The sequence below is a fragment of the Providencia sp. Marseille-Q8014 genome, from assembly GCF_965112055.1.
Window position 1 is genome coordinate 2,813,737 of record NZ_CBCOPT010000001.1, and the last position, 26,016, is coordinate 2,839,752.

The 26,016-nt window shown below is 39.6% G+C and carries 27 protein-coding genes; 11 read left to right on the forward strand and 16 right to left on the reverse strand.

The features are described from left to right. The first annotated feature begins 2 nt into the window (after positions 1-2). The 3 genes from ACWPW6_RS12445 to ACWPW6_RS12455 all read left to right on the forward strand — a co-directional run bounded on the left by ACWPW6_RS12445 (position 3) and on the right by ACWPW6_RS12455 (position 2,253). On the forward strand, positions 3-488 hold the full coding sequence (locus ACWPW6_RS12445; protein ID WP_154624633.1) for an AmiS/UreI family transporter: 486 nt from the start codon (positions 3-5) through the stop codon (positions 486-488). Positions 489-1,025: 537 nt separating this feature from the next. After that, on the forward strand, positions 1,026-1,592 hold the full coding sequence (locus tag ACWPW6_RS12450) for a tetratricopeptide repeat protein (protein WP_154624634.1): 567 nt from the start codon (positions 1,026-1,028) through the stop codon (positions 1,590-1,592). A 223-nt stretch (positions 1,593-1,815) separates the two neighbouring features. Beyond that, on the forward strand, positions 1,816-2,253 hold the full coding sequence (locus tag ACWPW6_RS12455) for a universal stress protein (protein ID WP_154624635.1): 438 nt from the start codon (positions 1,816-1,818) through the stop codon (positions 2,251-2,253). Between the two features lie 181 nt (positions 2,254-2,434). Here ACWPW6_RS12455 and ACWPW6_RS12460 read toward each other — a convergent pair whose 3' ends face one another. Beyond that, complete coding sequence (locus tag ACWPW6_RS12460; RefSeq protein WP_230085906.1) at positions 2,435-3,046, reverse strand: GNAT family N-acetyltransferase; 612 nt, start codon at positions 3,044-3,046, stop codon at positions 2,435-2,437. Between the two features lie 87 nt (positions 3,047-3,133). Next, positions 3,134-4,387: a bifunctional glucose-1-phosphatase/inositol phosphatase gene (gene agp / locus ACWPW6_RS12465; RefSeq protein ID WP_163862415.1), complete on the reverse strand. Its 1,254-nt coding sequence runs from the start codon at positions 4,385-4,387 to the stop codon at positions 3,134-3,136. A gap of 309 nt (positions 4,388-4,696) precedes the next feature. Here agp and ACWPW6_RS12470 point away from each other — a divergent pair, with 309 nt between their 5' ends. Further along, positions 4,697-5,137: an acetyltransferase gene (locus tag ACWPW6_RS12470; RefSeq protein ID WP_154624637.1), complete on the forward strand. Its 441-nt coding sequence runs from the start codon at positions 4,697-4,699 to the stop codon at positions 5,135-5,137. A gap of 14 nt (positions 5,138-5,151) precedes the next feature. After that, the gene (locus ACWPW6_RS12475; protein ID WP_249999032.1) at positions 5,152-5,706 is read left to right on the forward strand and encodes a GNAT family N-acetyltransferase; all 555 of its coding nucleotides are present in this window, start codon (positions 5,152-5,154) and stop codon (positions 5,704-5,706) included. Between the two features lie 7 nt (positions 5,707-5,713). Here the strand turns inward: ACWPW6_RS12475 and ACWPW6_RS12480 are convergent, their stop codons facing one another. The 7 genes from ACWPW6_RS12480 to ACWPW6_RS12510 all read right to left on the reverse strand — a co-directional run bounded on the left by ACWPW6_RS12480 (position 5,714) and on the right by ACWPW6_RS12510 (position 13,372). Next, a complete protein-coding gene (locus ACWPW6_RS12480; RefSeq protein ID WP_249999034.1) occupies positions 5,714-6,172 on the reverse strand; it encodes a YbaK/EbsC family protein in 459 nt (152 codons plus the stop codon). Positions 6,173-6,327: 155 nt separating this feature from the next. Next, on the reverse strand, positions 6,328-7,008 hold the full coding sequence (locus tag ACWPW6_RS12485; RefSeq protein WP_249999035.1) for a hypothetical protein: 681 nt from the start codon (positions 7,006-7,008) through the stop codon (positions 6,328-6,330). Between the two features lie 105 nt (positions 7,009-7,113). Beyond that, positions 7,114-7,767, reverse strand: a complete 654-nt coding sequence (gene fdnI, locus ACWPW6_RS12490; protein ID WP_196712953.1) for a formate dehydrogenase-N subunit gamma — start codon at positions 7,765-7,767, stop codon at positions 7,114-7,116. Next, a complete protein-coding gene (fdxH, locus tag ACWPW6_RS12495; RefSeq protein WP_154624642.1) occupies positions 7,760-8,641 on the reverse strand; it encodes a formate dehydrogenase subunit beta in 882 nt (293 codons plus the stop codon). Before fdxH ends, fdnI begins: the two co-directional genes overlap by 8 nt. A 12-nt stretch (positions 8,642-8,653) precedes the next feature. After that, positions 8,654-11,701, reverse strand: coding sequence for a formate dehydrogenase-N subunit alpha (gene fdnG, locus ACWPW6_RS12500; protein ID WP_154624643.1), 3,048 nt, complete (start codon positions 11,699-11,701; stop codon positions 8,654-8,656). Positions 11,702-12,112: 411 nt separating this feature from the next. Then, complete coding sequence (locus tag ACWPW6_RS12505) at positions 12,113-12,436, reverse strand: YnfA family protein (protein ID WP_249999039.1); 324 nt, start codon at positions 12,434-12,436, stop codon at positions 12,113-12,115. 30 nt (positions 12,437-12,466) lie between these two features. After that, positions 12,467-13,372: a LysR family transcriptional regulator gene (locus ACWPW6_RS12510; protein WP_249999040.1), complete on the reverse strand. Its 906-nt coding sequence runs from the start codon at positions 13,370-13,372 to the stop codon at positions 12,467-12,469. Between the two features lie 97 nt (positions 13,373-13,469). Between ACWPW6_RS12510 and ACWPW6_RS12515 the strand changes: the two genes are divergently transcribed. Then, on the forward strand, positions 13,470-13,913 hold the full coding sequence (locus tag ACWPW6_RS12515) for a PACE efflux transporter (RefSeq protein ID WP_154622955.1): 444 nt from the start codon (positions 13,470-13,472) through the stop codon (positions 13,911-13,913). A gap of 45 nt (positions 13,914-13,958) precedes the next feature. Here the strand turns inward: ACWPW6_RS12515 and ACWPW6_RS12520 are convergent, their stop codons facing one another. The 5 genes from ACWPW6_RS12520 to ACWPW6_RS12540 form a co-directional block, all read right to left on the reverse strand. Further along, positions 13,959-14,222: a DUF2798 domain-containing protein gene (locus tag ACWPW6_RS12520; RefSeq protein ID WP_154622954.1), complete on the reverse strand. Its 264-nt coding sequence runs from the start codon at positions 14,220-14,222 to the stop codon at positions 13,959-13,961. A 241-nt stretch (positions 14,223-14,463) separates the two neighbouring features. Further along, on the reverse strand, positions 14,464-15,000 hold the full coding sequence (gene aac(2')-Ia / locus ACWPW6_RS12525; RefSeq protein WP_249999042.1) for an aminoglycoside N-acetyltransferase AAC(2')-Ia: 537 nt from the start codon (positions 14,998-15,000) through the stop codon (positions 14,464-14,466). Positions 15,001-15,098: 98 nt separating this feature from the next. Beyond that, positions 15,099-15,692 (reverse strand): YcxB family protein, encoded by a 594-nt coding sequence (locus ACWPW6_RS12530; RefSeq protein ID WP_249999044.1) that lies wholly within the window; start codon positions 15,690-15,692, stop codon positions 15,099-15,101. Positions 15,693-15,852: 160 nt separating this feature from the next. Further along, positions 15,853-16,866 (reverse strand): LacI family DNA-binding transcriptional regulator, encoded by a 1,014-nt coding sequence (locus ACWPW6_RS12535; RefSeq protein WP_195848154.1) that lies wholly within the window; start codon positions 16,864-16,866, stop codon positions 15,853-15,855. Between the two features lie 76 nt (positions 16,867-16,942). Beyond that, complete coding sequence (locus ACWPW6_RS12540) at positions 16,943-17,494, reverse strand: D-lyxose/D-mannose family sugar isomerase (RefSeq protein ID WP_196712949.1); 552 nt, start codon at positions 17,492-17,494, stop codon at positions 16,943-16,945. 212 nt (positions 17,495-17,706) lie between these two features. On the opposite strand from ACWPW6_RS12540, the gene ACWPW6_RS12545 reads away from it, so the two are divergent. The 5 genes from ACWPW6_RS12545 to ACWPW6_RS12565 all read left to right on the forward strand — a co-directional run bounded on the left by ACWPW6_RS12545 (position 17,707) and on the right by ACWPW6_RS12565 (position 23,887). Beyond that, positions 17,707-18,744 (forward strand): NAD(P)-dependent alcohol dehydrogenase, encoded by a 1,038-nt coding sequence (locus tag ACWPW6_RS12545; RefSeq protein ID WP_249999046.1) that lies wholly within the window; start codon positions 17,707-17,709, stop codon positions 18,742-18,744. Between the two features lie 3 nt (positions 18,745-18,747). Then, positions 18,748-20,259 (forward strand): xylulokinase, encoded by a 1,512-nt coding sequence (gene xylB, locus ACWPW6_RS12550; RefSeq protein WP_196712948.1) that lies wholly within the window; start codon positions 18,748-18,750, stop codon positions 20,257-20,259. Next, entirely contained in the window at positions 20,256-21,758 is a 1,503-nt protein-coding gene (locus tag ACWPW6_RS12555; RefSeq protein ID WP_154622947.1) for a sugar ABC transporter ATP-binding protein, read from the forward strand. Before xylB ends, ACWPW6_RS12555 begins: the two co-directional genes overlap by 4 nt. Before the next feature lie 44 nt (positions 21,759-21,802). Further along, the gene (locus tag ACWPW6_RS12560) at positions 21,803-22,843 is read left to right on the forward strand and encodes an ABC transporter permease (protein WP_154622946.1); all 1,041 of its coding nucleotides are present in this window, start codon (positions 21,803-21,805) and stop codon (positions 22,841-22,843) included. A gap of 93 nt (positions 22,844-22,936) precedes the next feature. Continuing rightward, a complete protein-coding gene (locus ACWPW6_RS12565; RefSeq protein WP_375097499.1) occupies positions 22,937-23,887 on the forward strand; it encodes a substrate-binding domain-containing protein in 951 nt (316 codons plus the stop codon). A 39-nt stretch (positions 23,888-23,926) separates the two neighbouring features. Here ACWPW6_RS12565 and ACWPW6_RS12570 read toward each other — a convergent pair whose 3' ends face one another. Further along, positions 23,927-24,292, reverse strand: a complete 366-nt coding sequence (locus tag ACWPW6_RS12570; protein ID WP_196712947.1) for a hypothetical protein — start codon at positions 24,290-24,292, stop codon at positions 23,927-23,929. Positions 24,293-24,473: 181 nt separating this feature from the next. Beyond that, positions 24,474-25,850: an alanine/glycine:cation symporter family protein gene (locus ACWPW6_RS12575; protein WP_154623233.1), complete on the reverse strand. Its 1,377-nt coding sequence runs from the start codon at positions 25,848-25,850 to the stop codon at positions 24,474-24,476. Positions 25,851-26,016 lie beyond the last annotated feature (166 nt).

The following is a 26,016-nucleotide window of genomic DNA, read 5'->3' on the forward strand; positions in this document are numbered from 1 at the left end:
CGATGGAGGGGATATTACTTATTTTTATTGGTAGTGTTTTGAGTATAAATGGAATCGCAATTATAAAAGGATATGATGATAAAGAAACGGGAATATTTAATGGTATTATTGGTTGTTTTTGTTTAATTGGTAATATCATTTTAATGATCAATGCTAAAGAGAGTATAGCCTACACTGCAATAGCACAATCTATGCTATTTACCTTCACTTATCTATTTTTAAGTTTTGTGAAAATATATTCCTTATCGGGTAAATTATTTGGATGGTATTGTCTTTTTGTCTTTTTTAATGCCTTATTTTATGCCTATTATGCCAGTTCAGATATTCGCATGGTTGTGCTCTGGTTAGTATGGGCAATATTATGGTTACTGTTTTTTTGTACATTCTCACTGAATATTAAAATTAATCATCTAGGTACGTTAACACTACTCGTTGGTATTGTTACCTGCGCCATACCCGGGCTAATGATGGTGACTAATCACTGGTAATCAACAGCAATAAATAAATCGCTAGTACCCTCTAGATATTGTAGGGGGATTAGCATTATCAGGATTTCACGTTAATTAACCCCTTATAATAGGAAGAACCTCACTTTATACGCCTATCACCGTGTGATAGTTCTATTCTTAACGAGTATGAGATACCGATCGCACTTTCTTAAAATAGAACAACGAAATTGCCTCTTTAAAAAAGCAGGATTTTCCTATAAATAAAAATACATCCGTTCACTACAATACTAACCCTGCATAACACACACCTAAAACTAGTAAATTACGATAATGAACGAGATAAAAACAACTTTACGCACATTCTTATTTTAAAAAGCGTTAGCAAAGTGAGATAAAAAACTAAAACACATTGATATTCTATGCCTAGAGACGTAAAGTATTTAAAGTAAAATTTTGTTGCTAACGCTAATCCTGAGTGTTAATGATGTTGTTATTTGTTTGGACTATCATCTTAACATAGCGCGTACAACCACCTTTACCTTGCTCACTGACACAATATAAGATATTCACAACATTATGTATAAAATCTATTCATTCATTTTACTTTTCATTATTTCGATGCATTCAAGCTTTGCCGCTGTCTCTAACGAAACGATCAAATTGGTTGAAAAAGAGGCTCAAAAAGGTGACATCAAAGCTCAAGTCATGCTGGGTATCGGCTACTACTTGGGAAATGAAGTTAAGAAGGACTACCCGAAAGCTAAAAAATGGTTAACCATGGCCTCTAATAAAGGCAGTGCAGATGCACAGCTTTTTTTAGGCGATATGTACTTAAATGGTAACGGTGTTGAGCCTAATATTGAAACTGCGATTCAATGGTTTGAAAAATCTGCCAACCAAGGTAATCCCGAAGCTCAAAATTATATGGGGCAAATTTATTATCAAGGGATCGGTGTTAAACAAAATTATATCGTGGCTTTTGACTGGTTTAAAAAATCTGCCGATAAAAAATATCCACCAGCACAATTTCAAGTCGGAAAAATGTATGAAAATGGTGAAGGTATCGAAATAGATGATAAAGCAGCCAAACAATACTTGAGTCAAGCCTGCAAAGGCGGTTTAAAAGAAGCTTGTAAAAAATAATTGATACCAAATCGTGCCACAACTCTAGCGAAATTCGTTATGAGTTGTGGATTAGATATATTATATTTTCCTGATAATACTCCTCTCTATTTTTCATCCTACTCCCCCACTATCTGCTCCATTTAAGTCTAAATAGTTCATTGTCTTTAAAATAGTAATGATTAATTTCAATATGCATGGAAATGTTCTAAACTTATAAAATAAAAGACAAAAAGGAGGATTTATGTACAAAACGATTCTAGTTCCGATTGATGTTAGTGAAGACGCACTTACCGACCTTGTCATCCCTCATGTTACTGCCATCCAGAAATTAAATAATGCCGAAGTGCATTTTCTCGCTGTTAGTGCTCCCATTTCTAACTATTTACGCTACGGTGGAACCATTCTTCCTGGCGATTTTCCCGATGATGAAAAACAAGCGGAAATCATCCTCAATGAATTAAAAGAGAAAGTAAAACGCTTTGCTATCCCTGCTGATAAGGTACATGTTACATCCTCTGTAGGTTCAGTTAAGGATGAAATTTTGGCTATCGCCGAAGAGATCAATGCAGATATCATTTTAATTGGTTCTCGCCACCCAAGCATGTCTACCTATTTACTCGGCTCTAATGCTGCATCAGTCGTACGTTACGCAAAAACATCTGTTTTGGTGATCCGCTGAAATATAGGGTAGTAAAAAATAACATTTTTAGTGAAATGTTTGGATTTTAATCTTATTGAGATCATCTCTTTAAGACCAATTCAAGAGATAATAAATACACACAATTTATAAGACTATTACACAAGATTATAGGTTAGATTGAAGCCTCATAAACATTTTCGTGGCTTTCACGCCCTGCTTTCTAGCAGGGTTTTTTCTTAGATAGTTCGGCTAATTTCAATCTAAATCGTTTGAAAATGACCCCATCAAAACTCACTTCACCTTCTTCCACAAAACCATAACGGTAAATAGCCCCCAGTTTTTTACGACTGAGTGGAAGATGAATGGTTATTGAGGGTAATGACATATGAGTCACCGCTTGTTCAAGCATTTTATTCACGATTTTTTTACCGCACCCCCAATAATCTGGATGTAATACTAACGCTAAATCAGCATCTCCATTTTCATCTTGAAACCCTCCCCATCCAATAAACCTACCATCAACAACCAATGCCCATACACCAAATCCATGTGTATGCCAGTGTTGCTCTTTTTGCTTAACCCATTGGTGGCAAAATGGCTCATCAAACTGGTCATCTCCAAGAGGCATGTGTGCTAATACGAGAGGATGCGTATTGAGTGCGATAATGTCATTACAGTCTATTTGATTTAAGTGCAGTAGTTGAATGTCCATGCTATATAATTTATCCGTGAATTCCGCTAATAAACAGCCATAATAACAACGAGAGTTGCCATTCTTCAAGTCGCCAGTACTCGCTAATAACTCGCTAAATTGAGTATCGTTAAGCCGCATTGACTATCGACTTAACGCAACACGATAATGATTCAATAAAGTAAAAAGCCCGCTTTTATCACGGGCTAGTGCGTATCAATAAAACCATTATTGCGCTAATGCAGATTGCATCACTTTTTGAAAATCTTCCCAAGAACAATAACCGTTCTTATCGATAGGGCAATTTTTCATAGATAACGTGACGTGTTTAGGTGGGGTTTCTAAAGAAAGGTAGCTATTATCTCTAAGTTGATCTGCTGTTTGATAAACATATTCCACCTTCACATAATCTTTATTATCACTCTTATCATGCCAACGTTGGAAAACTAATTTTCCACCAATTGGGGTATATTCATATTGCTCTGGCAATTGGTACGGATTGAAATCCATGGCTGACATTAAGGAAGCAATATTTGAATCATGACCAACCAGCATAATAAATTTTGCCGTTTCTCCTTTATCGACAGAAACGAAGCCTTTATTAATGTAATTTAATAAAGGATGAGCAACATTTTTAGCAATTAATTTAGGAGAGAATAAAGTTTCCTGATAGCCATTTTTTAACGTGTTTAGCTTACGCCATTTATCTGCTGTATTTACCATTCCCCATGCAACTTGTTTTTCTGGGAACCCTTCATAATATTGCAAATCGATCGCATCGACTGCTGAGTTCGCAATTTTAAGCGCCCCAGCTACACCTGGCTCTTTATTAGCCTCAATAATAAAACGATTATCTTGTGATGAAAGTTCACACAGCTTATCCGTTTTACATTTTGGCGAGTTTTTAATATCAAGAACAGTATCTAGCTCATCATATCCTGGTTTCAGGTTGAGCTGTTTTAAATGCTCTTCCATCGCTAATAAGGCTTTTTGCTTAAACTCAGAGCTATCGTTAGTAATAATAGGATTAAAGACGGGATCCATGGTGCCAATTTCAGGTTGATGATGAATTTTCACAGTACAACCGGGAAATGCACCCGCGGTGAAAAATTGTGCTGTCGCAATTGTTCTTTGCAAGCTATTTGTATAAACAAATAATTCTTCATTACTCGTTGGGCATAATTCATCGGCGAGTAACTTCTTTTCATCCGCCCATTCCCGAAAATAATGCCCCATATAAACTTCAAGTGCGCCGCCTTTTGTCGTTAAATACCCACTCTTCGCATCCCATGCAGGCCACTTTTTATCGGTAACTTCCGTTAAGATCCCCGTATTAACAATAGGTGTTCGTAAATTATGGCGACTTAATAATAATACTTGGTCGAGTTGCATATTTTCAGCATTATCGGTATTTGCAAATGCAGGAGCGATTGGCGCCAATAGTGCAGCAGATAAACAGAGTGTTAAAACCTTATATTTCATCGAAATACCCCTACCATTTTGTTGTTGTATTTTGTCGCATGACATTAATTTATTGTAAAATAAATAACTTATTCCTATTTCTAGTTGAATTTACTGCTATCTTATAATGAAGTAACTGACTTTTTTTTCTGCGATTAATATCTCAAAAACAGACTTCACTACGAAATAAGAACTAAGCGAGGTCATTAATGGCTATTTATTGTTATAATCGCTTCAACCAAGAATATTAGCGAAACCCTATAAAGGCATGGTTGATATTAACCGCAACGACTGACAATATTCTATTCACCAAATTAGGAGTTTACTCCGATGAGAATTCAAGCCGCTACCCCATCACAATACAATGAAATTATTGATGTTTGGGAGTCATCCGTCAGAGCAACACACGATTTTTTACCTGAAGCAACGTTACAGAAATTAAAAGTCGCCATCTATAAAGAGTATTTACCGCAACTCTCAGTCTATGTTGCGGTTACTGAAGATAATAAAATAACTGGGTTTATCGGTGTTGACCAAAATAAACTAGAGATGCTATTTATTTCACAATCTCATCGAGGTTCAGGGATCGGCAAACAATTACTTCGTTTTGCTATTGAGCAACTCGCAATTACTGACGTTGATGTGAATGAGCAAAATCCACAGGCCATTGGTTTTTACCAGCATATGGGATTTAGGCAATTTGCACGCTCAGAAAAAGATGGTGAAGGTAATCCCTTCCCCATTCTTCATCTGAGGCTACACACAAAATAATATAAGGCTTTTATATGTCAATTATTACACTTGAAACTCCCCGCTTACTTCTACGTGGCTGGACTGAACAAGACAAAGCGCTGTTTTTTGAAATGAATAATTCCCCTGAAGTCATGCGTTATTTTCCTTTCGTATTAAATAAATCACAAAGCGATCACTTTATGGATACGATTATGGCGCGATTTGCCAGCCAAGGAGGATGGGGATTGTGGGCTGTTGAATTAAAGTCGACACATGAATTAATTGGTTTTGTTGGTCTAAATATTCCCGAATATCAATTTCCTTTCTCGCCGTGTACCGAAATTGGATGGCGATTACGTCCTCAATATTGGCGACAAGGTTATACCATTGAAGCGGCTCAAGCTGCAATTCAGTTTGCTTTTAATCAACTGAAATTAAATGAGATCGTTGCTTTCACCGCGGTCGCTAACACACCTTCTGAGGGCGTGATGAAAAAATTGGGCATGACGAAAGACCCTGAAAACTTTGCTCATCCCGCCCTCCCTGAAGGCCATTGGCTACAAGAGCATGTATTATATCGTCTACAAAACCCTTATTTATCAAATTAATCCATCATTATTGGCAAATATCGATCCAAGAACCTTGAGTAAGTTCTAACATGCGCTGAGGTGAAATACGTAATGCACTGTTAACCGACCCTGCGGCAGGTAGTACCTCAGTATATTGTTGTAGCGATATATCACAATATACCGCTAACGCTGAAGGCAAACCAAAAGGACAAACACCCCCAACAGGGTGGCTGGTTAACTCCATCACCTCATCCGCTCTGAGCATTCTTGCTTTCGAACCGAGAGCCTGTTTGACCTTTTGATTATCCAAACGAGCCTCTCCTGCACACACGACAAGGATAACCTCATTTTTTACTTTTAGTGATAGGGTCTTCGCTATCTGATTAGGCTCGACATTATGAACAAGTGCGGCTTGCTGAACAGTGGCTGTCACCCCGTCAGTCTCAATAATCTCAATATCAGGAGCATGTTGGGCGATAAACTTTCTAACAGATTCTATACTCATCGTTGTACTCTTTTGTTATGGTTTGCAAGTGATTATTATTTTTTCGTTTATTGGTTTAGAAATTAAAAAATACCATTAGGTACCGCAAATTAATGAAAACCACCACCCTAAAATAGGATGATTTTAATGAAAACTTTTCAGAAAATGTGCGTTTTTTAGCTCTCGGTGCTCACATCACAATGATTTGCTGAATAACGGAGAGCATGCTGAATATGATGGTATAATTGGTGAGTTAGCTTATCATACTCAGGTTCTAAGCCTTTTTCATAAGCTAAAAAAGGCGCTGAATCATTCCATGAGCCCATCCCACCAAAAACCCAAGCACCACAAGCCACATCAAATAAGCATTCACAAAGCATTTCATTATTTTTAACTGGTTTTAGTAGTTTTTCTGCTTGTGATCTAAAAATAGCGGCAAAACCTGTTTCCCCAATTTGCATTGCTAGCCGTTCAATTTCTTGTAGCGTCTTTAAAAATGCCTGTTGATTATGTCTTTCATTTTGCAATGACGATATGGATTGTTCCGCCACTGTCTCAATTAAAACTGCATTTTCTCCCGTCCATTCCAAAGTAAACAATTTTACACATACATCACCATCCGCGATGACGATCTGTTGTTGTTGATTGAAATAAACCTGTTTGCTTATCATTCCATCCAGATAATCGCGTAATTTATCAAGGAAATATGTAATTTCTACCGTTCTGATAACCTCAACACCCGCTTGGTTACATAATACCCAATGTTTCACATAAGACATTTTTTGCAATAATAAAATATCTTTTTCCCGCTTCATTGCCCTCACAAAACAGTACGCAATATATTGATCAGCCCGCATTATTTTTCCTATGACAACACTCGTGATAAAGAACATTAGCAAAAAAACATACAAAAAAGCCACCGCATAAAATGACGGTGGCTCAAATAACGGCAGTTTATAAGCTTACGGTTGGTTTTTTTCCGCTTCCGCCTCTTTCGCTTCAACTTCACGATACCAACGAGGGTGATGTTTTTTCGCCCAACGTCGGCTGACTTTACCTTCTACCATGCCTTTAATCGACCCTTTAACCCAAAAAGCCATGTACATATGGATCAAAATGGCATGAATTAAGATGATGGCTGCTGCTGCATGAATAAATAAGCTCCAGCGAACCATCCACATTGGGAAGATATGCGCAAAATAAGGACGCCATATTATGATGCCAGTCGCTAAGAGTACAAAAATCATACTCATAATGCTCCAAAACATCATTTTTTGCCCAGCGTTATATTTTCCCACATCCGCTACATGGTGTTCATTACCTTTTAAAACTTCAACGATGTTCTTAATCCAAGGTAAATCCTGTTTATCCGGAATGTTATGTTTCACAAAACGGAAAAACATAAACATCAACACCACAAAAATTAATACACCAAAGAAAGGATGCAGAATCCGTCCCATTTGCGGCGTTCCGAAGGTTTCTGTCAGCCATTGCAATGTTGGGAAAAATAGGGCAATCCCTGACAAAGCAACTAAAAAGAAGCAGATAACCACGGTCCAGTGGCATGCTCGGTCAATAAATTTTGTCCGAACAATCATTTTGCTCTTTTTACTCATGACCATCTTCCTCCTCTTCATCATCCACTTCTTTATTAGGACCAATTCCAACATAGTGGAAAATTAGCCCTGCAAAAGTGGCAATAAAGCCCACCACTGAAAGTGGTTTTAACACCGCCTTCCACAGGTTAATTGGGGTATCAATTTGCGGATTTTTCGGTAAACCATGATATAACTCTGGGTTATCCGCATGTTGTAGCACATACATTACATGAGTACCGCCAACACCTTCTGGATCATAGATCCCCGCATTTTTAAAACCACGTTTTTGTAGCTTATCAACACGTTCGGAAGCGTACTCCAGCATTTCTCTTTTGGTACCGAAATGGATCGCGCCTGTTGGACAAGTTTTCACACAAGCAGGCTCTTGCCCTACCGCAACCCTATCCACACACAGTGTACATTTATAAACACGGTTATCTTTTGGATTTAAACGCGGGATATTGAACGGGCAACCCGCGATACAATACCCACAACCAATACAGTGCTCAGATTGAAAGTCCACGATACCATTTGCGTATTGAATGATTGCTCCCGCCGACGGACAGGCTTTTAAACACCCAGGGTCCGTACAATGCATGCAACCATCTTTACGAATTAACCACTCTAGCTTGCCATTTTCAGTGGTTTCGCTAAATCGCATCACGGTCCATGATTTCGCGCTCAAATCCATTGGGTTATCGTAAACACCAACGCAATGACCGACTTCATCACGAATATCGTTCCATTCTGAACACGCAACCTGACAGGCTTTACAACCAATACAGGATGTCACATCTATCAGTTTCGCAACTTCAAACTTATCATCACGCGCCTGTGGGGGAGGCGTAATGCTATTGGTCGCGGAACGTTTAATAATGTCTTGAGATTGCATTCGTTCCCTCCCTTACGCCTTCTCGATATTAACTAAAAACGCTTTATACTCAGGAGTTTGAGAGTTCGCGTCACCAACAGATGGAGTTAATGTATTCGTAATAAACCCTTTTTGGGTTGCACCTTCAAAGCCCCAATGGATAGGTAGCCCGACCGTTTCGATCGGTTTGCCATCCACCATTAATGTCTGCAATCGTTGAGTGACCACAGCCACCGCTTTAATGAAGCCACGTTTACTGCTGACTTTAACCTTATCGCCATTCACGATGCCTTTCGCTTTTGCCAGAGTTTCGCTAATCTCCACAAATTGCTCAGGCTGTACAATCGCATTCAAACGAGCATGCTTAGTCCATGTATGGAAATGTTCAGTTAAACGATAAGTGGTACCGACATAAGGGAATTGCTCGTGATTTCCGAGGCGTTTTTTATCTTCCTCAAAAATACGTGCTGCTGGGTTTGAAACCACATTCGGGTGCAACGGGTTAGTTCCTAATGGCGTTTCAAATGGTTCGTAATGCTCAGGGAATGGACCTTCCGCCATTTTATCAATCGCAAACAAACGACCTAAACCTTCCGGTTGCATAATAAATGGTCCAGTTCCTACTTCAGGCGCAGAAGCATTGAAGTCAGGAATATCATTACCGACCCATTTTTTGCCATTCCATTCAATCAAGATGCGTTTTTTATCCCATGGCTTACCTTGTGTATCACAAGAAGCACGGTTATAAATGACGCGACGATTGAGTGGCCATGCCCAAGCCCAGCCTAATGTGTTACCAATGCCAGATGGGTCGCTATTATCACGATTTGCCATCTGATTGCCTTTTTCTGTCCAGCTACCTGTATAGATCCAGCAAGATGATGCCGTAGAACCATCATCGCGTAATAACGCAAAAGAACTGAGTAGCTCGCCTTTTTTCGCTTGCAAATTACCATCCGCATCATAGAGGTCAGCCAATGCAATACCGTTATTTTCCTTGGCTACTTCTTCTGATTCTGGATGGAATTGGCGCTTGTAATCCCAACGCATCTGCATAAGCGGGTCACGACCCTGACCACCTTCTTGCTCATAAAGCTCACGGATTTTATACAAAATGCCGGTTAGGATTTGACCATCATTACGTGCTTCACCAGGTGCATCTGCGGCTTTCCAGTGCCACTGTAGCCAACGGCCTGAATTAGCGATCGAACCATCTTCCTCAGCAAAACATGTTGATGGCAAACGGAATACCTCAGTTTGAATGGATGCCGTATCAACATCATTCATTTCACCATGGTTTTGCCAGAAGTTAGCCGTTTCAGTGACGAGTGGGTCAACAACAATTAAATACTTCAGTTTACTTAAGCAGCTAACCACTTTGTTTTTATCTGGGAATGACGCAACAGGGTTAAAGCCTTGGCAAATATAGCCATTGACTTGTTCTTTGCTCATCATGTCAAAATACTTCATCACATCATAAGCTTGATCCCATTTTGGTAACCAGTCATAACCCCATTGGTTATCTTTTTGTGCCGCATCACCATAGAAAGACTTCATCAAGCTAACAAAGAATTTTGGATAATTACTCCAATAGTTAACCTGATTAGGTAAAGTGGCTTTTGGCGTATTCGCGGCCAAATAACTCTCTACCGTCAGCATTTTTTCAGATGGCAAAGTGAGATAGCCAGGTAAGCTAGTCGATAACAAGCCTAAATCGGTAAGACCTTGGATGTTTGAGTGTCCACGTAGCGCATTGACTCCGCCACCTGCCATTCCCATGTTACCCAATAGCAATTGGATCATCGCCATTGTGCGAATATTTTGCGCGCCAACCGTATGTTGGGTCCAACCTAATGCATACAAGAAAGTCGTTGTCCTATCCGCCACACTTGTTGAAGCTAAGATTTCACAAACTTTCAAGAAGTCATCTTTCGGTGTACCACAAATTTGTTCTACAATTTCAGGTGTATAACGAGAAACATGCTGCTTCAGTAAGTTCCATACACAACGTGGGTTTTGTAGCGTGTCATCACGTAGTGCGTGACCATTTTCATCAAATTGGTAGTTCCATGTCGTTTTGTCATAAGCACGTTTTTCCGCGTTATAACCACTAAATAAACCATCCTCAAAGCTGAAATCATCTCTGACCAACAACGCTGCGTTGGTATAGTGTTGAACATACTCCGCATTAATTTTATTATTTTCAATCAGATATAGCAGAACCCCTGATAAGAAAGTAATATCAGTACCTGAGCGAATTGGTATGTAGTGATCGGCCACAGATGCCGTACGAGTGAAACGCGGATCGATCACAATCAGTGTCGCATCATTGTTATTCTTCGCTTCTATCGCCCAACGGAACCCAACAGGGTGAGCTTCCGCAGCATTTCCGCCCATCACAACAACAACATTCGCATTTTTAATATCAACCCAGTGGTTGGTCATCGCACCGCGACCAAATGTTGGAGCAAGACTTGCTACCGTTGGTCCGTGTCAGACACGTGCTTGGTTATCGACGGCTAACATGCCGAGGGAACGTGCAAATTTCTGAGTTAACATACCCGTTTCGTTGCTTGCCGCTGATGCACAAAGCATCCCCGTCGATAACCAACGATTTACTGTTGTACCTTGTTCATTTTTTTCGATGAAATTGGCATCACGATCATCTTTCATTAACCGTGCAATGCGGGTAAAGGCATCATCCCAACTGATGCGTTGCCATTTATCAGAACCTGGCGCGCGATATTCAGGATAACGTAAGCGGTTTTCACTATGGATATAATCCAGTAGCCCAGCCCCTTTAGGGCATAAAGCTCCTCGATTGACAGGATGATCAGGGTCCCCTTCAACATGGAAAATAGCAGATTTAGCATTCATGGCACCATCGCCCATGCTATAAATTAATAATCCACAACCTACAGAACAGTAAGTACAAGTATTACGAGTCTCTTTAGACCTGAGTAATTTATATTCACGTACATTAGCCATTGCCATTGAAGGCATAAAACCTAACGCAGCTACTGTCGTACCTGCCATCCCGCCGGCACAGATTTTAAAAAACTTTCTGCGACTGACGTTCATTGCTTCCCTCTTTATATTTATTGTATAAATCGGAGGGAGAATATCAACGTATGATAATTATATATTGCCTAAAATCAATGAATGTGAAAATAAAAGGTAAATTAATATTAACTGAGTAGTTAATCCTCAATTAAATATACTACTAATAGAGTAATATTTTAAAATAATGATACAGATCAAATAACAAGAAAACACATTAAATATAAAAACAAAGTCAGGATCAATTTTTAGCGTATAACACTTGCCTCAATAATAAACGCTTACTTAATTTAAATTAAGTTTTCCTTATCAGTATTCACTAAACCATCTCTACTCTGACACGCCTTCTATATTAAAAAAATTTATTAATAATAAAAAAGCACTCTATTCCCATAACTAAAATTTACATTTTTATGTCAAATTAATTTAACTTTATTTCCAACCGCTAATAATAATTCCAGCACCAATAAATACCACCAGCGCACCAATCCAATCGGTTGTCGTTAGAGAGATGCCATCCACCACACGTAACCATAATAATGCTGTAGCAATATAAATTCCGCCATAAGTTGCATAAATTCTGCCGCTAGACTCAGGGTGGAGCGTCAGTAACCACACAAACACCATAAGGCACAGCGCCGCAGGTAATAATACCCATGCACCAGCTTGTTTTTTCATCCACAAATAAGGGAAATAACAACCTGCAATTTCAGCTAACGCAGTTAAGAAAAACAAACCAATAATTTTTAATGACATAATAATATTCTCTAGCGTAGGGTCTAGGGCTCAAACACGAGGAACTTTGATGACTTGATTATTTGACTTTAATAATTCGATACATTCCTGTGCACCGCGTTTTAATACCTGCCCTTTTAAACAAACTATATGAATCGGTAACTCTAACCCATTTGGCGTATTTTTAAACTCTAATCGCTTAAGCGTACCGTGTTTTAACTTATCTTTAATTAATGAAATTGGTAAGTTACCCCACCCCATTCCGGCTTCAACTAAACCTAATGCCATTGCAAAGTTATCCGTTCGCCAATAATTACTTGCCACAACGGCACGAATATCACTCAACTCATGTTCAAAACTGGTTATGACAATCTGCCGAGTTTGAACAAGATCTTCCATATATAAAGAAGATGCCTGTTTAATCGATGGATGAGCCGCTGAAATGGTTGCAACCAACAATTCATAACCAATACATTGGAATTGTTCTTGAGCGTTAACAGAAATACCACCAAAGGCAATCGCAAGGTGTAGGCGGTTCTGGTGTAATAACGACAGAATGTCATCTTGGGGGGCCGTCATTAACTCGACGTGCATTAAAGGATAACGCTGACTCAATGTTTTCAATGAATCAAATAATAAATTGGGGTTAATGCCTTCTACAATCCCGATAGTTAAGATGCTTTCCACCCCTTGTGTTAACTCTCGCGAAAAAACATTTAACTGCCGCAGATTATCGACAATGGTACGCGCATAAGGCTCTAGAGAAAGGGCCTTTTCAGTAGGCTTAGGTTCTCTAGTATGCCTTTCAAACAGCAAAAAACCCAACTCAGCTTCCAAATTAGCGATCGCCATACTCACCGCAGAGGGAACTCGATGCAACGCTCTTGCAGCAGCCGAAAATGAGCCTTTCTCCAGTACAGTCAAAAAGATAGTGAGATTTTCGCTATTAAATGGCATATCCAACCTTTCAATTATATTGATATTAGCTGACTTTTATTATCATCAATGTTGATTTAATTTACCAGACTAAAACACACAGTATGTAGGATAAAAAATGCAAGGTATCAAACGAAAAGTCGTTTTTATTACCGCCTATGAAGTGATTGGCTGGTTAATTTCATCACTGGCACTTGCCTTTCTTTCTGGTAATTCGGCAGAAACCACAGGGCCATTAGCGCTTGTTATCACGACGATTGCCGTGAGCTGGAATTTTATTTTCAATACCGCATTCGAATATTGGGAGTCAAAACAAAAATCGAGGATCAGGACATTCCGTCGACGGTTTGCCCATGCAATTTTATTTCAGCTAACCTTAGTGGTCTTTTTAATTCCACTTATTGCATGGTGGTTATCGGTTAGTTTGCTGCAAGCCTTAATACTCGATTTTGCGTTAATTATATTTATTCCTATTTATACTTTCTTCTTTAATTGGGCTTTTGACAAAATATTTGGCTTACCTAAATCGGCCTTACCACAAGAAGAGAATATGATTCAGTAATATGACGTTAATGATATGCCATCTTACATAAAGATGGCAAAGTCATTAGCTTTTAACAAAAAATAAAGACACTTTTTTCGCTAGCGGTAAAACAATTAATACTGTCGGAAAAGCTATCATCCATGATAACAACCAAGAACTTAACCAAGGTGCGAATATTTCACTATTCAAGCCCAAGGCTTTTACAATACTAATAAAAGAAACAATACCGCTCATCACTAATGATAAGAAAAAAGGAATAAGAAAAATCAAAGCTCTGGTAGGAAGTTTGGGGATCCCCAAAATTGTATTTTTATTTTCTAATGACATTCTATAGACTCCAAATTACACGCATACAACAGCATATAACTGTTGCATAACAAAGTTATATGCGTTGATTAACGTAAACGCTTACGAGTCTTTTAGACCAATAGAAAGTCATATTTTAAGTATATCTTTCTGCTTGTCAAATAGTATATCTCAACAGTAATTCCGATTTTAATTATCCATAACATGTGGTTGGCTCTTACCTAATGAGCAATTATTCTACAAACCCAACTCTGCTGATTAATTACCATTGATCACCGCCGCGAAAATCACAATACAGTGAAGCACTCAAATCAATTTCACCATCAGCTTTCCAGCCCATAACCCCACCTTCTTCTTCAATAGAGCGGATATAGTGGCCTTGATTTAATTCGAATAGTTTGCCTTTCCATACTCTCCAGCCAACCGAATGATACAATTTCTCTCCTTCTTCCGAAGCCGATAACAAACCTAACGGATAACATGAACCAATGATTTTATTCGTTTGTAACATCAATTGTCGCCCAATCCCTTGACGTCGATAGTCATGTAAAACCACCATAGCTTCAACATAACCAACAGAAATAGGCGCTTCATTGATTGCCATATGACGCTGAATTATCGCAACATGGCCAACCATTTTTTGTTGGTCAAAGGCAACCACATGCATTCCACCGAGAGTATGTGCAAAATCATCATGCGTAAAATCCCCTTCAAAGCCTTCCACAAGCAAGTGATAAAGCCTCTCTTTTTCATCTTGTGATAATTGGGATGTATGCAGATTGCGATATTCGATAGCCATAAAAATCCTATATAAGCATTGATAAAAGTCGTAGTCAGTATATTCAAAACATTTATCAAATAACGGAAAAAATGTGCTGTGCTGTTGAACTCAACGCCTCACGGCTGAGTGATGTGATGCTTTATTTGTGTACTCATAAACTGATAGAGTTGATTAAACTCTTCTATTGATGAAACAGCACGAATAGGAAAAATAATAAAATCGTTGTCACTGGTTTGTAAAAATATCAGTTCGTTATCTCGTTTGACTTTTTTTACTCGCGGCCAAAACACTTTATAACTACTGTTATCTTGGATGAACTCAATAAAATATCGATTTATTTTGATATGACGTAGATAGGTTTCATCATTCTGTTCTTTATTTTCATATTTTTTCATAAAATAATTTTCTAACTTTTGAGATAGAAAAAATGCGAATAATGCAACAACAACCAAAGCCAAGCCTAACCAGCTCATTCTCTGTAACCGTGCTATTTCAGGATCGATATCTGTTGATAACATTAGCAGAGATAACACGATAAAAATAATGAATAGGCCACCAATACTCAGGCTGTATAAACCGATCTTTGCTAAATAGAGTACCCACTGATAAGGCTTAGCGATTTCAATTCTTTGATATTCTTTTATCTGTTTTTGGATCTTTCTTATTTCAGAAATAGAAAGTGAAAATTTGACTTCGTAGCGATCTTTCATCTTACAGATACTTAATAGTGATAGTGGCTCTGATACGCTCAAAGTATCATAACATTGCTAACTCTAATAGCCACGATGAAACAGAGATGCCATACCTGTCGCAGTGGGTAAGTCATCGAATAACAATGCATAATACCCACTCGTCGCGAATAGATAGCGTTTAAAATGTATTCGTAAGCTTCCCTCTAACAATAACCTTTGCAGGTTTTGCCGTTTCATCCGATGCTCTTCTCACCGCCATATTAATCACTTGCCACGATATTTCTTGCAAATCGTGTGAAATACAAGGGAAGTTAAAACCATAGATTGATGAATAAGAAACTTCATCAATGCTGAACAATGAAACATCATCTCGCAATGATATTTGATTTTTAATACAAGCCTTAATAATTCCTAACGAAATTTGGTTATTACAACCAACAAAAAAATCGGGAGATTTATTTTTTTGAAGATAACTATCTGTAATCTTATAGGCTTCATCCATCAGAAAATCCGCATATAAAATCTCAACATGATTAACACTACCTTGTAAAGCGGCTTTCAGCCCTGTCACCCTATCGCGGGCAACATTTGAATCTTCAGGCCCTGATACGATAACAACACTTTTTGCATCCTGCGATTGGATAAAACGCCCTGCTTGCAGCCCACAATCTAAATTATCGATGTAGACACCACTACATTGTTTAATATCCACTTCCCGATCAACAAGGATAACGGGAATATTAAGCAGTTCAAGTTGCTTAAAGTAAGCGGGCTGATAAAAACGGTCAGAAGAAACAACCGAAAGAATAATCGCATCCACATTGTAACCAATCAGTTTTTCAATGATTCGCGCTTCATTTTCTTTCGATTCGTAAGAGTCAAAAACTAATGTATCATAACCGACTTGATAGGCTTCTTGTGTCATCAATTTCGCTAACCCCCCGAAAAAGGGGTTTCCCATATCAGGGGTAACGATGCCTATCGTTTTTGATGATTTCGCACGTAGATTACGAGCAACCGCATTAACAACATAACCGATTTTATCCGCCGCTTCTAAAATCCTTTTCAACGTCTCGGGATGAACTTTATCTGGCTGAGAAAAAGCACGAGATGCTGTAATTTTACTTACATTAGCAAGTGCCGCTACGTTTTCTAACGTCACTTTCTGTGACTTATGCTCTGCCAATTTCATCTCCTTATTAAATTAAGTATCATTTCGTACCATTATAGTATCATTTAATCGTTTCAGTCATGTAAAACCCACAATATTATTCAATACCTTCTAAACGACGTACTCTAGGATCCGTAAAAATATCGAACTCATCACGGCTTTCGCTGGAAAACTCTGACACTACCGCCCCCATGCTACCCGCTTTAAACCAGTGTAGTGTATTCGGTTTGATGGTGTACTGCTCCCCCGGCTTCAATAGAATAAAACGGTTACATTGATACCATTGCTCATCCCCTTCCGGTTTATGACAAATGGGTTCACCTGATTCATTTTCATTCAATGTTAATGAGTCATCATCAACAAACAAGTACACCTCCCCCCAACGACAACGAAAGGTTTCTTGCTTACCGATTGAAGAGCCGAACGGTGGGTGCCGATGTTCTGGGCACACTTGATCAGGAAAAAGAACCAATTCTTTAGCACAATAACGTTCGTTATTACAATAAGTTAATAGTTGTAAGCCTGAACGAGGATAATCAGGTAATCCAAAACTCGCAATCTCAATACGTGCTTTTTCTTCTTCAGTGATACGCAGTTGTGCTTTCTCTAGGAAATTAACGACTTGCTGTTGATATTGTGCTTTATTCATCAGATGAATCTCCTTAATGATACCGATAACATTATAGCGGCATCATGGTTACAAAAAATGTGATCCACTAGCCTATTTCCCCCCTTGCATTTACAAAAATGCTACTCATTTAATGAAACTACAACCTACATCACATAAAAATAATAAAATTCGATCTAATATCCGCATCATTAAAATGATATCGATACCATAGAAATGAGCCAGAGGTAATCATGAAAGCATTAGTACTCGAAAAAGCAGGAAAAATTTCTATTCAGGATTGGCAAAGCCCTGAAGTCCTCGGTGAGGATGACGTCGAAATTAAAATTCATACTGTGGGTATTTGCGGTAGTGATGTTCACTACTACCAACATGGGCGTATTGGTCCATTTGTCGTTGAAAAACCGATGATTCTAGGGCATGAAGCATCAGGTGTGATCACCGCTGTCGGTAAAAATGTCACTCATTTAAAAGTCGGTGATCGTGTTTGTATGGAGCCTGGCATTCCTAATTTACAATCAATGCAATCACGTGCGGGCCTCTATAACCTAGATCCTGCGGTTCGATTCTGGGCAACTCCGCCGATTGACGGTTGTCTGCGTGAAAGCGTTATTCATCCAGCCGCCTTTACCTTCAAGCTTCCTGAGAATGTTTCTTTTGCTGAAGGCGCAATGGTTGAACCTCTTGCTATCGGTATGCAAGCTGCGACAAAAGCAGAAATTAAGCCCGGTGATATCGCTCTCGTTATTGGTGCAGGTACCATCGGCATCATCACCGCGTTGTCTGCGCTCGCTGGCGGCTGTTCAGACGTTATTATCTGTGATTTATTTGATAAAAAATTGGAAGTTGCTAAGCAATATCCGGGGCTACACCCAATTAACAGTAAAGATACCCAAGCCATCGCAGATAAAGTTAACGAATTGACGGAAGGTAATGGCGTGAATGTTCTGTTTGAGTGCAGTGGTGCCAAAGCCGTTATTGCCAACATCACTGAACACATGGCGCCGGGTGGAACCGCTGTGCTCGTTGGTATGCCAATCGATCCTGCACCTTTAGATATCGTGTCTGCACAAGCGAAAGAAATTACCTTTAAAACCATCTTCCGTTACGCAAACATGTACCCACGTACTATCCGTTTACTCAGTGCCGGCAAACTTAATGTAAAACCATTATTATCAGCAACCTATAAGTTTAAGGACAGTGTTGAAGCTTATGAGCGCGCTGCCGAAGGTCGCCCAACCGATATTAAGATTGTATTAGAAATGGAGTAATACATGACACTGTATGCTGGGATCGATTGCGGTACGCAAAGTACTAAAGTCGTTATCGTTGATAGCGAAAGCGCACAAATATTGGGTGAAGGTTCCGCGCCTCACCCTCTCATAAGCGAAGCATCTGGGCGCCGTGAACAGCATGCTTCTTGGTGGACAGATGCACTGGAAATAGCATTTCACCAAGCAATTAATAACGCTGGAATTGAAGGTAAAGAAATTGCTGCTGTTGCCGTTTCGGGTCAACAACATGGTTTTGTTCCACTCGATAGTCAAGGTCATGTTATCGCCCCCGTTAAACTATGGTGCGATACTGAAACGGCCGCAGAAAATCAAAACATTGTTGATGCATTAGGTGGCACAGAAGGTGCTTTATCCCAACTAGGGTTAATGCCTCAAACGGGTTATACCATTTCTAAAATTTTGTGGCTAAAAACACATCATCCTGAACTTTGGGAACAATTAGACACGGTGTTGCTGCCACATGATTACCTTAATTTTTGGCTAACGGGTGTTCGTATTGCTGAATTTGGCGATGCATCAGGAACTGGGCTACTGAATATTCGCACGCGTGAATGGGATACTCATACCATCAATCTGATTGATGATTCAGGCCGTTTACAGCGAGCGCTTCCTCCGTTGGTTACCGCTGAAACCTGTATTGGTACTGTATTGCCGGAAATTGCTTGTCGATTAGGCATATCGAGCCAAACAAAAGTGGCGACTGGTGGCGGTGATAATATGATGGCAGCCATTGGCACTGGCAATATTGTACCCGGTATCATCACAATGAGCTTGGGGACTTCAGGCACACTCTTTACCTACTCGAAAACGCCTGTTGTCGCAAATTCAGAGATGATTGCTGGTTTTTGTTCATCAACAAATGGCTGGTTACCATTAATTTGTACAATGAATGTGACCTCAGCAACCACGGCAGTACAAAAATTCCTCAATCTTGATTTAAAGAGCTTTAATCAAGCCTTAGAACAGACCGAACCTGGCGCTAATGGTTTGAAAATGTTGCCATTCTTTAATGGCGAGCGGGTTCCACAATTACCGCAAGCTAAAGCCAGTATTCATAATATTGATAGCAGCAATCTCAATGCTCAAAACCTAAGCCTCGCCGTTGTTGAAAGTGCAACTTATGGCCTACGTTTTGGTATTGATTTATTCCGTAAACAAGGAATACATGCTCATGAAATTCGTCTCACTGGCGGTGGCGCGAAAAGTGCCAAATGGCGTCAAATTGTTGCAAATATTATGAATGTTCCTGTTATTTGCGTCACTAATAGTGAAGCGGCGGCGTTGGGCGCGGCAATTCAAGCTATCTGGTGCGATACCTTAACTGAACATGATGATAAAACAGCATTATTAGAAAAAATTTGTCGGCAATTTGTGCATCTTGATGAGAGCACACTCGTCATACCCGACAACCAAAACGTATCTTGCTATGAAGGTTTATATCAAGATTACCTTTCGTTACTCCAAACTGAATATCCAGAGGTGGCAATATGACAAACTCAGTGGACATTCAAGCGGATGAACTTTTACATATCACTGGGGTTAAAAAATCATTTGGGCCTGTAGTGGCATTAAAAAATGCACAATTTAGCCTGAAAAAAGGGTCTATTCATGCTTTATGCGGCGGAAATGGCGCTGGCAAATCGACCTTTTTAAGTATCCTAATGGGGTTCATCCAGCCTGATTCGGGTGACATCATAGTGAAAGGCAAACATTGCCATTTTCATCAACCAAAAGATGCACTTAATGCAGGCATTGCAATTGTTCAACAAGAGCTTAGCTCAATTCCTGATCTCACCATTGCTGAGAATATCTGGTTAGGTCGCGAACCTAAAAAGCTCGGCTTTGTCGATTTCAAAAAAATGAATCAGCTAACGGCTGATTTAATGGCAGACTTGCATTTTGATCTCTCACCCACAGAAAAAGTGCGTAATCTCAGTGTTGCTGAACAACAGCTGGTCGAGATAGCCAAAGCACTGTCTCACTCTGACGCTGATATCATCATTATGGATGAGCCGACATCCGCAATTGGTGAAGAAGATGCACAAAAGATTTTTGACGTTATTACTCGTTTAGCGCAAATGGGGAAAGGGATTATTTATGTTTCCCACCGTCTCTCTGAAATATTTCAAATTGCTGACACTTTTTCTATTTTCCGCGATGGCACATTTATTACAGAAGGTGCAATTGCAGATATCACACGTGAGCAGCTCATTGAACATATTATTGGTGGTGAATTTAAAGATGAATTTGCCAAATTTAATCAGCCTACCAATGAAACGATCTTAACTGTCGAACAGTTAAGTTGGCTCGATAAAATCAAAAATATCAGTTTAACCCTTAAAAAAGGGGAGATTCTGGGAATATATGGACTTGTCGGCTCAGGGCGAAGTGAATTTCTCGATCTTATTTTCGGTATTGAGCACGCCTCTGCGGGAACCATTAAAGTTAACAATACTGAATTAGGCAAGCACTCTCCTCAAGATGCGATCAAAGCTGGTATTGCTTATGTAACTGAGGATAGAAAAGAAACGGGTTTAATGTTAGGCCGTTCAATTAATGAAAATATTAACATCGCCTCTTTTTCAGAGATTAGTCGTGCCAGTTTCATTAATGAGAAGAAAGAACAAGCTCGCGCCGATGACATGATCAAATTATTCAACATTAAAACCCCCGATGCCGATCAACTGGCAGGAAATCTCAGTGGCGGTAATCAACAAAAAGTCGTTCTAGGCCGTTGGGCACTGCTTGACCCTGAAGTGATGTTACTTGATGAACCTACTCGGGGTATTGATGTTGGCGCCAAAAAAGAGATTTATCGTTATATGTCGGAATTTGCTCTGAAAGGTAAAGGGATCATCATGGTCTCCTCCGAATTATCGGAAATTATCGGGATGAGCGATCGCATTATTGTCTTCCGTAACGGTGAGCTTGCTGGCGAACTTTCTGCTGCTGAAGCAACTCAGACAGAATTAATGAAACTTGCTGTTTAATTCAGTGACATTGATTTTTATTTTAAATAATAAAGAGAAAAACAATGAATAGTACTTACTCTACACCAACACCGGGGATGTCCTTTCTCGCTCGCAATAAGAAGAATATGCATAAGTACGGCATTATTATGGCTTTCTTTGTTCTTTGCCTGATTGTCGCTGTTATTGGTGAAGTGCAAGTGGCGCGCGGCGAATGGACAAATAACTATTTCCTTAGCCAAGACAATATGCTGATTGTCTTACGTCAAATATCCATTAACGGTATTTTAGCGATAGGGATGACCTTCGTTATTATTACTGCTGGTGTTGACTTATCAGTCGGCTCTGTTCTTGCTCTTAGTGGTATTGTTGCTGCTCGTTTTGCCACAACAAATGCTGGCTTATCGATTGGCGATACTGCAAATGCCGTGATGGTGCCCATGATCATTGCCTTAGGCATCGGTATTATCTGTGGCCTGATTAACGGTACTATTTTAGCTAAATTCAATCTCCAGCCCTTTATCGTAACGATGGGAATGCTCTCAGCAGCCCGTGGTTTAACATTATTAACCACTGACGGTAACCCTGTTTCTCAACTTAATAGTGACTTTAGGTGGCTAGGTAACGGCTACATCTTTGATATTCCTGTACCTGTCGTGTTATTGATCGTCATATTCGCACTTGCTTGGGTGCTGCTAAATAAAACAACATTCGGCCGCTATGTTTATGCCGTAGGTGGAAACCCTAAAAGTGCAAGAACATCAGGTATCAGTGTCATCAAAGTAAAAGTCCTAGTTTACACCCTGTGTGGTGCGTTAGCTGGTATTGCCGGATTGATCTTAACGGCAAGAACGGGTTCTGCACAAACCAGTGCTGGTGGTGCTTATGAATTAGATGCCATCGCCGCCGTTGTTATCGGTGGAACCAGTATGTCTGGTGGTGTAGGCACCTTGGTTGGTACTTTCTTTGGCGTATTGATCATCGGTGTCATGAACAATGGATTAGATTTATTGGGCGTTCCTTCTTATTACCAACAAATTATTAAAGGCGCCTTGATCGTCATTGCCGTACTGCTCGACCCTTCACGTAAACAAAGACGTGATTAATTAAAACAACACTGAACCCTAACTGTGAAAGGTATTATAATGAAAAAAATGACTAAAATTGCAGCTCTTACCTCTGCATTATTTATCAGTAATATGGCGATCGCCGCCAAAGAAGATCCCGTCAAAATTGCTATTTTGATGTATGGAATGAAAGCGGAATTCGTGCAATTAATGGAAAAAGCGGCCAAAGAACACCCTGCGGTTAAAGACGGTGAAGCAGTAATTACCGTCTATGATGGCCGTTATGACCCGATGGTACAGAATAACCAAGCAGAAACGGCTATTCAGACCAAGACCGATGCGATTATCATCAATCCAATGGATTATGAAGCAAACATTGATGTCGTCACTATGGCAAATGATGCCAAAATCCCGGTTATTGTGACTAACGCACGCCTTAATACCGATAAAATGACCGCGGAAGTCGTTTCAGATGACGTTTTAGGTGGCTATATGGAAGCCAAAAATGTCCTCGAGAAAATGAACTGTGAAGGTAATGTCGTTATCATTGAAGGCCCTAAAGGGGGTAGCGGTGAAATCCAGCGTGGTGAAGGTAACGATAAAGCTATTGCAGAATGTGGCCCAGGTAAAATCAAAGTATTAGAGCGCAAGACTGCAAACTGGTCACGTGCAGAAGCGATGCCATTAATGGAAAACTGGTTACAAAAACATCGCGGCAAAATCAATGGTGTTATCGCGCAAAATGATGAAATGGCGCTGGGAGCAATCGAAGCAATCAAAGGTGCGGGCCTTGAGGTAAATAGTTTTGCGATTGCCGGGGTTGATGGGGTTTCCGATGCCATCATTGCTGTTCAAAATGGCGAAATGGTATCTATCCTGCAAGATGCAAACGCACAAATGCAAGGCTCTATCGATATTGCCATGAAATCCGTTAAAGGTGATAGCTATCAACCGAAGTCTGCTATCTGGAAACAGTATGCAGATCAATTACAGTGGAACGATGGTAAAGACAAACGTTATCAAATTCCTTGGACTGTTGTCACAAAAGACAACGCACAACAACTCTTAGACGCTCGTCAATAAGCACATCTCATCGTCACTCATCACTTGGGTGACGATGAATTACCCAACATTATGCACTCTTGGTAATTTTGTTATTTCTAATTCCGTTTCCTTTATTTTATTACACTCTACTTTGTGACCATTTTTATAAACAAAATAGTAATGCTTATTATCGCCTGTTGTTTTAACTAACGAATCTCCATTTAAAAAATTATAGATTTTATATTTGATATTATTATCGCTATAACGAACCGTTGGATGAGAAATAATAAAACTAGAGCCCCACTTCAATGTCGTGATCAAATAATTGGTATGGAGTATTGTCATCACATCTCTTTCAGGACACTGTAACTGATATTCTTTCATGGCTTGCGCTGGCATATAAGCCGCACACAACATAGCTATCGCAAAAACCCTTTTTATCATTGTGACTCCATATTAAAAATAATCTGAACCATCTTCATCCAAGGTCTGAGGATGGCTTCTATAAAAACATTTCATTCCCTCAATTGCAAAAAATTTTGATGATTAATTGAGCACCTAATGTATTCTTCAATCACACATGTATAAAGCCCCTCATACTGACGGGGCTTTAATATTAAACGAGTTATTTTTCATAAAGCTTATTAGCCATATCAATGCTATCAGCATTGACATCTTTAATATGGTCTCGAGTTAACCGATAAACCACAGGGCTTAGCATGATCAATGCAATCAAGTTTGGAATTGCCATCATGGCATTCAAGGTATCAGCTAATAACCATACAAAATCAAGTGATTGTGTCGCGCCTATAGGTAAAGCAATTAACCATAATATTCTAAATACCTTAATTGCCCTCAAGCCAAACAGGTATTGCACACATTTTTCACCATAGAAGCTCCACCCAAGAATCGTCGTAAACGCAAATATGGCTAAAGCAACTGCAACAATATAGTTCCCACCAGGAATTGCTGATTGGAAAGAAGATGCGGTGAGTGTTGCACCTGTTTCACTTGTCAGCCATCCCCCCGTAATAATGATCGTTAAACCTGTTACCGAACAAACAATAATCGTGTCGATAAATGTGCCTAACATGGCAATCAAACCTTGGCGAATAGGATTTTGCGTTTTCGCTGCGGCATGTGCGATAGGTGCGCTACCTAAACCCGCTTCGTTGGAAAATACCCCTCGAGCGACACCAAAACGAATAGCGGCCCAAACTGCCGCACCAGCGAATCCTCCTTGAGCTGCAACTGGTGTAAATGCAGAAGTCACAACTAAAGAGAATGCAGCGGGAATTTCGCTGAAATTAATCCCTAACACCAACAAGCCAGCACCAAAATAAGCGACTGTCATAAAGGGCACTAATTTCCCTGCCACATCAGAAATACGACGTAAGCCACCAATTAAAACAGCACCAACCAGTATGACAAGCGCCCCAGCAGTTAACCATTTATGTATACCAAAATTACTTTCTAATACATCTGCTACCGAGTTTGCTTGCACTGTATTACCAATACCGAAACTTGCACATGCACCAAAAAGCGCAAAGAGCGTTCCTAACCAAATCCATTTCGGCCCTAAACCGTTTTTGATGTAATACATTGGGCCGCCCACATATTGCCCATATTTGTCAACTTCACGGAAACGGACCGCAAGTACAGCTTCAGAATATTTCGTTGCCATACCGACTAATGCCGTCATCCACATCCAAAATAGTGCTCCAGGCCCTCCCATAACAACAGCAGTCGCAACACCAGCAATATTCCCCGTACCAATGGTCGCTGATAATGCAGTCATTAAGGCATTAAATGGTGAGATTTGCCCTTCCCCTCGGGATTCATTCTTTTGAAATAATAATTTAAACCCTGTCCCGAGTTTACGAATAGGCAAAAATGCTAGCCGTAGCTGCATATAGATCCCAACGCCGAGGATACCTATCAACATCGGTACCCCCCATACAATACTGTTTAACTCACCTAGCCAAGTTGTTATCAGCTCCATCCTACCCTTCCCCCATTTTTTATTGCTCTTTATTTGTCCATTACAAATCCATAACATTTTCTTATAATTTTTAATAAAGACGATAAACAGATTTAGTGCGAGAAAAAATTTCACAAAATGACATTATTAGTGAAAGAATGTGAGTGACGTCACTAGTTACTATTTG

Coding starts and splice junctions, on each gene's coding strand:
- ACWPW6_RS12445 (WP_154624633.1), top strand. CDS start 3: ATGGAGGGGATATTACTTATTTTTATTGGTAGTGTTTTGAGTATAAAT.
- ACWPW6_RS12450 (WP_154624634.1), top strand. CDS start 1,026: ATGTATAAAATCTATTCATTCATTTTACTTTTCATTATTTCGATGCAT.
- ACWPW6_RS12455 (WP_154624635.1), top strand. CDS start 1,816: ATGTACAAAACGATTCTAGTTCCGATTGATGTTAGTGAAGACGCACTT.
- ACWPW6_RS12460 (WP_230085906.1), bottom strand. CDS start 3,046: ATGCGGCTTAACGATACTCAATTTAGCGAGTTATTAGCGAGTACTGGC.
- agp (WP_163862415.1), bottom strand. CDS start 4,387: ATGAAATATAAGGTTTTAACACTCTGTTTATCTGCTGCACTATTGGCG.
- ACWPW6_RS12470 (WP_154624637.1), top strand. CDS start 4,697: ATGAGAATTCAAGCCGCTACCCCATCACAATACAATGAAATTATTGAT.
- ACWPW6_RS12475 (WP_249999032.1), top strand. CDS start 5,152: ATGTCAATTATTACACTTGAAACTCCCCGCTTACTTCTACGTGGCTGG.
- ACWPW6_RS12480 (WP_249999034.1), bottom strand. CDS start 6,172: ATGAGTATAGAATCTGTTAGAAAGTTTATCGCCCAACATGCTCCTGAT.
- ACWPW6_RS12485 (WP_249999035.1), bottom strand. CDS start 7,008: ATGCGGGCTGATCAATATATTGCGTACTGTTTTGTGAGGGCAATGAAG.
- fdnI (WP_196712953.1), bottom strand. CDS start 7,767: ATGAGTAAAAAGAGCAAAATGATTGTTCGGACAAAATTTATTGACCGA.
- fdxH (WP_154624642.1), bottom strand. CDS start 8,641: ATGCAATCTCAAGACATTATTAAACGTTCCGCGACCAATAGCATTACG.
- ACWPW6_RS12505 (WP_249999039.1), bottom strand. CDS start 12,436: ATGTCATTAAAAATTATTGGTTTGTTTTTCTTAACTGCGTTAGCTGAA.
- ACWPW6_RS12510 (WP_249999040.1), bottom strand. CDS start 13,372: ATGCCATTTAATAGCGAAAATCTCACTATCTTTTTGACTGTACTGGAG.
- ACWPW6_RS12515 (WP_154622955.1), top strand. CDS start 13,470: ATGCAAGGTATCAAACGAAAAGTCGTTTTTATTACCGCCTATGAAGTG.
- ACWPW6_RS12520 (WP_154622954.1), bottom strand. CDS start 14,222: ATGTCATTAGAAAATAAAAATACAATTTTGGGGATCCCCAAACTTCCT.
- ACWPW6_RS12530 (WP_249999044.1), bottom strand. CDS start 15,692: ATGAAAGATCGCTACGAAGTCAAATTTTCACTTTCTATTTCTGAAATA.
- ACWPW6_RS12535 (WP_195848154.1), bottom strand. CDS start 16,866: ATGAAATTGGCAGAGCATAAGTCACAGAAAGTGACGTTAGAAAACGTA.
- ACWPW6_RS12540 (WP_196712949.1), bottom strand. CDS start 17,494: ATGAATAAAGCACAATATCAACAGCAAGTCGTTAATTTCCTAGAGAAA.
- ACWPW6_RS12545 (WP_249999046.1), top strand. CDS start 17,707: ATGAAAGCATTAGTACTCGAAAAAGCAGGAAAAATTTCTATTCAGGAT.
- xylB (WP_196712948.1), top strand. CDS start 18,748: ATGACACTGTATGCTGGGATCGATTGCGGTACGCAAAGTACTAAAGTC.
- ACWPW6_RS12555 (WP_154622947.1), top strand. CDS start 20,256: ATGACAAACTCAGTGGACATTCAAGCGGATGAACTTTTACATATCACT.
- ACWPW6_RS12560 (WP_154622946.1), top strand. CDS start 21,803: ATGAATAGTACTTACTCTACACCAACACCGGGGATGTCCTTTCTCGCT.
- ACWPW6_RS12565 (WP_375097499.1), top strand. CDS start 22,937: ATGGCGATCGCCGCCAAAGAAGATCCCGTCAAAATTGCTATTTTGATG.
- ACWPW6_RS12570 (WP_196712947.1), bottom strand. CDS start 24,292: ATGATAAAAAGGGTTTTTGCGATAGCTATGTTGTGTGCGGCTTATATG.
- ACWPW6_RS12575 (WP_154623233.1), bottom strand. CDS start 25,850: ATGGAGCTGATAACAACTTGGCTAGGTGAGTTAAACAGTATTGTATGG.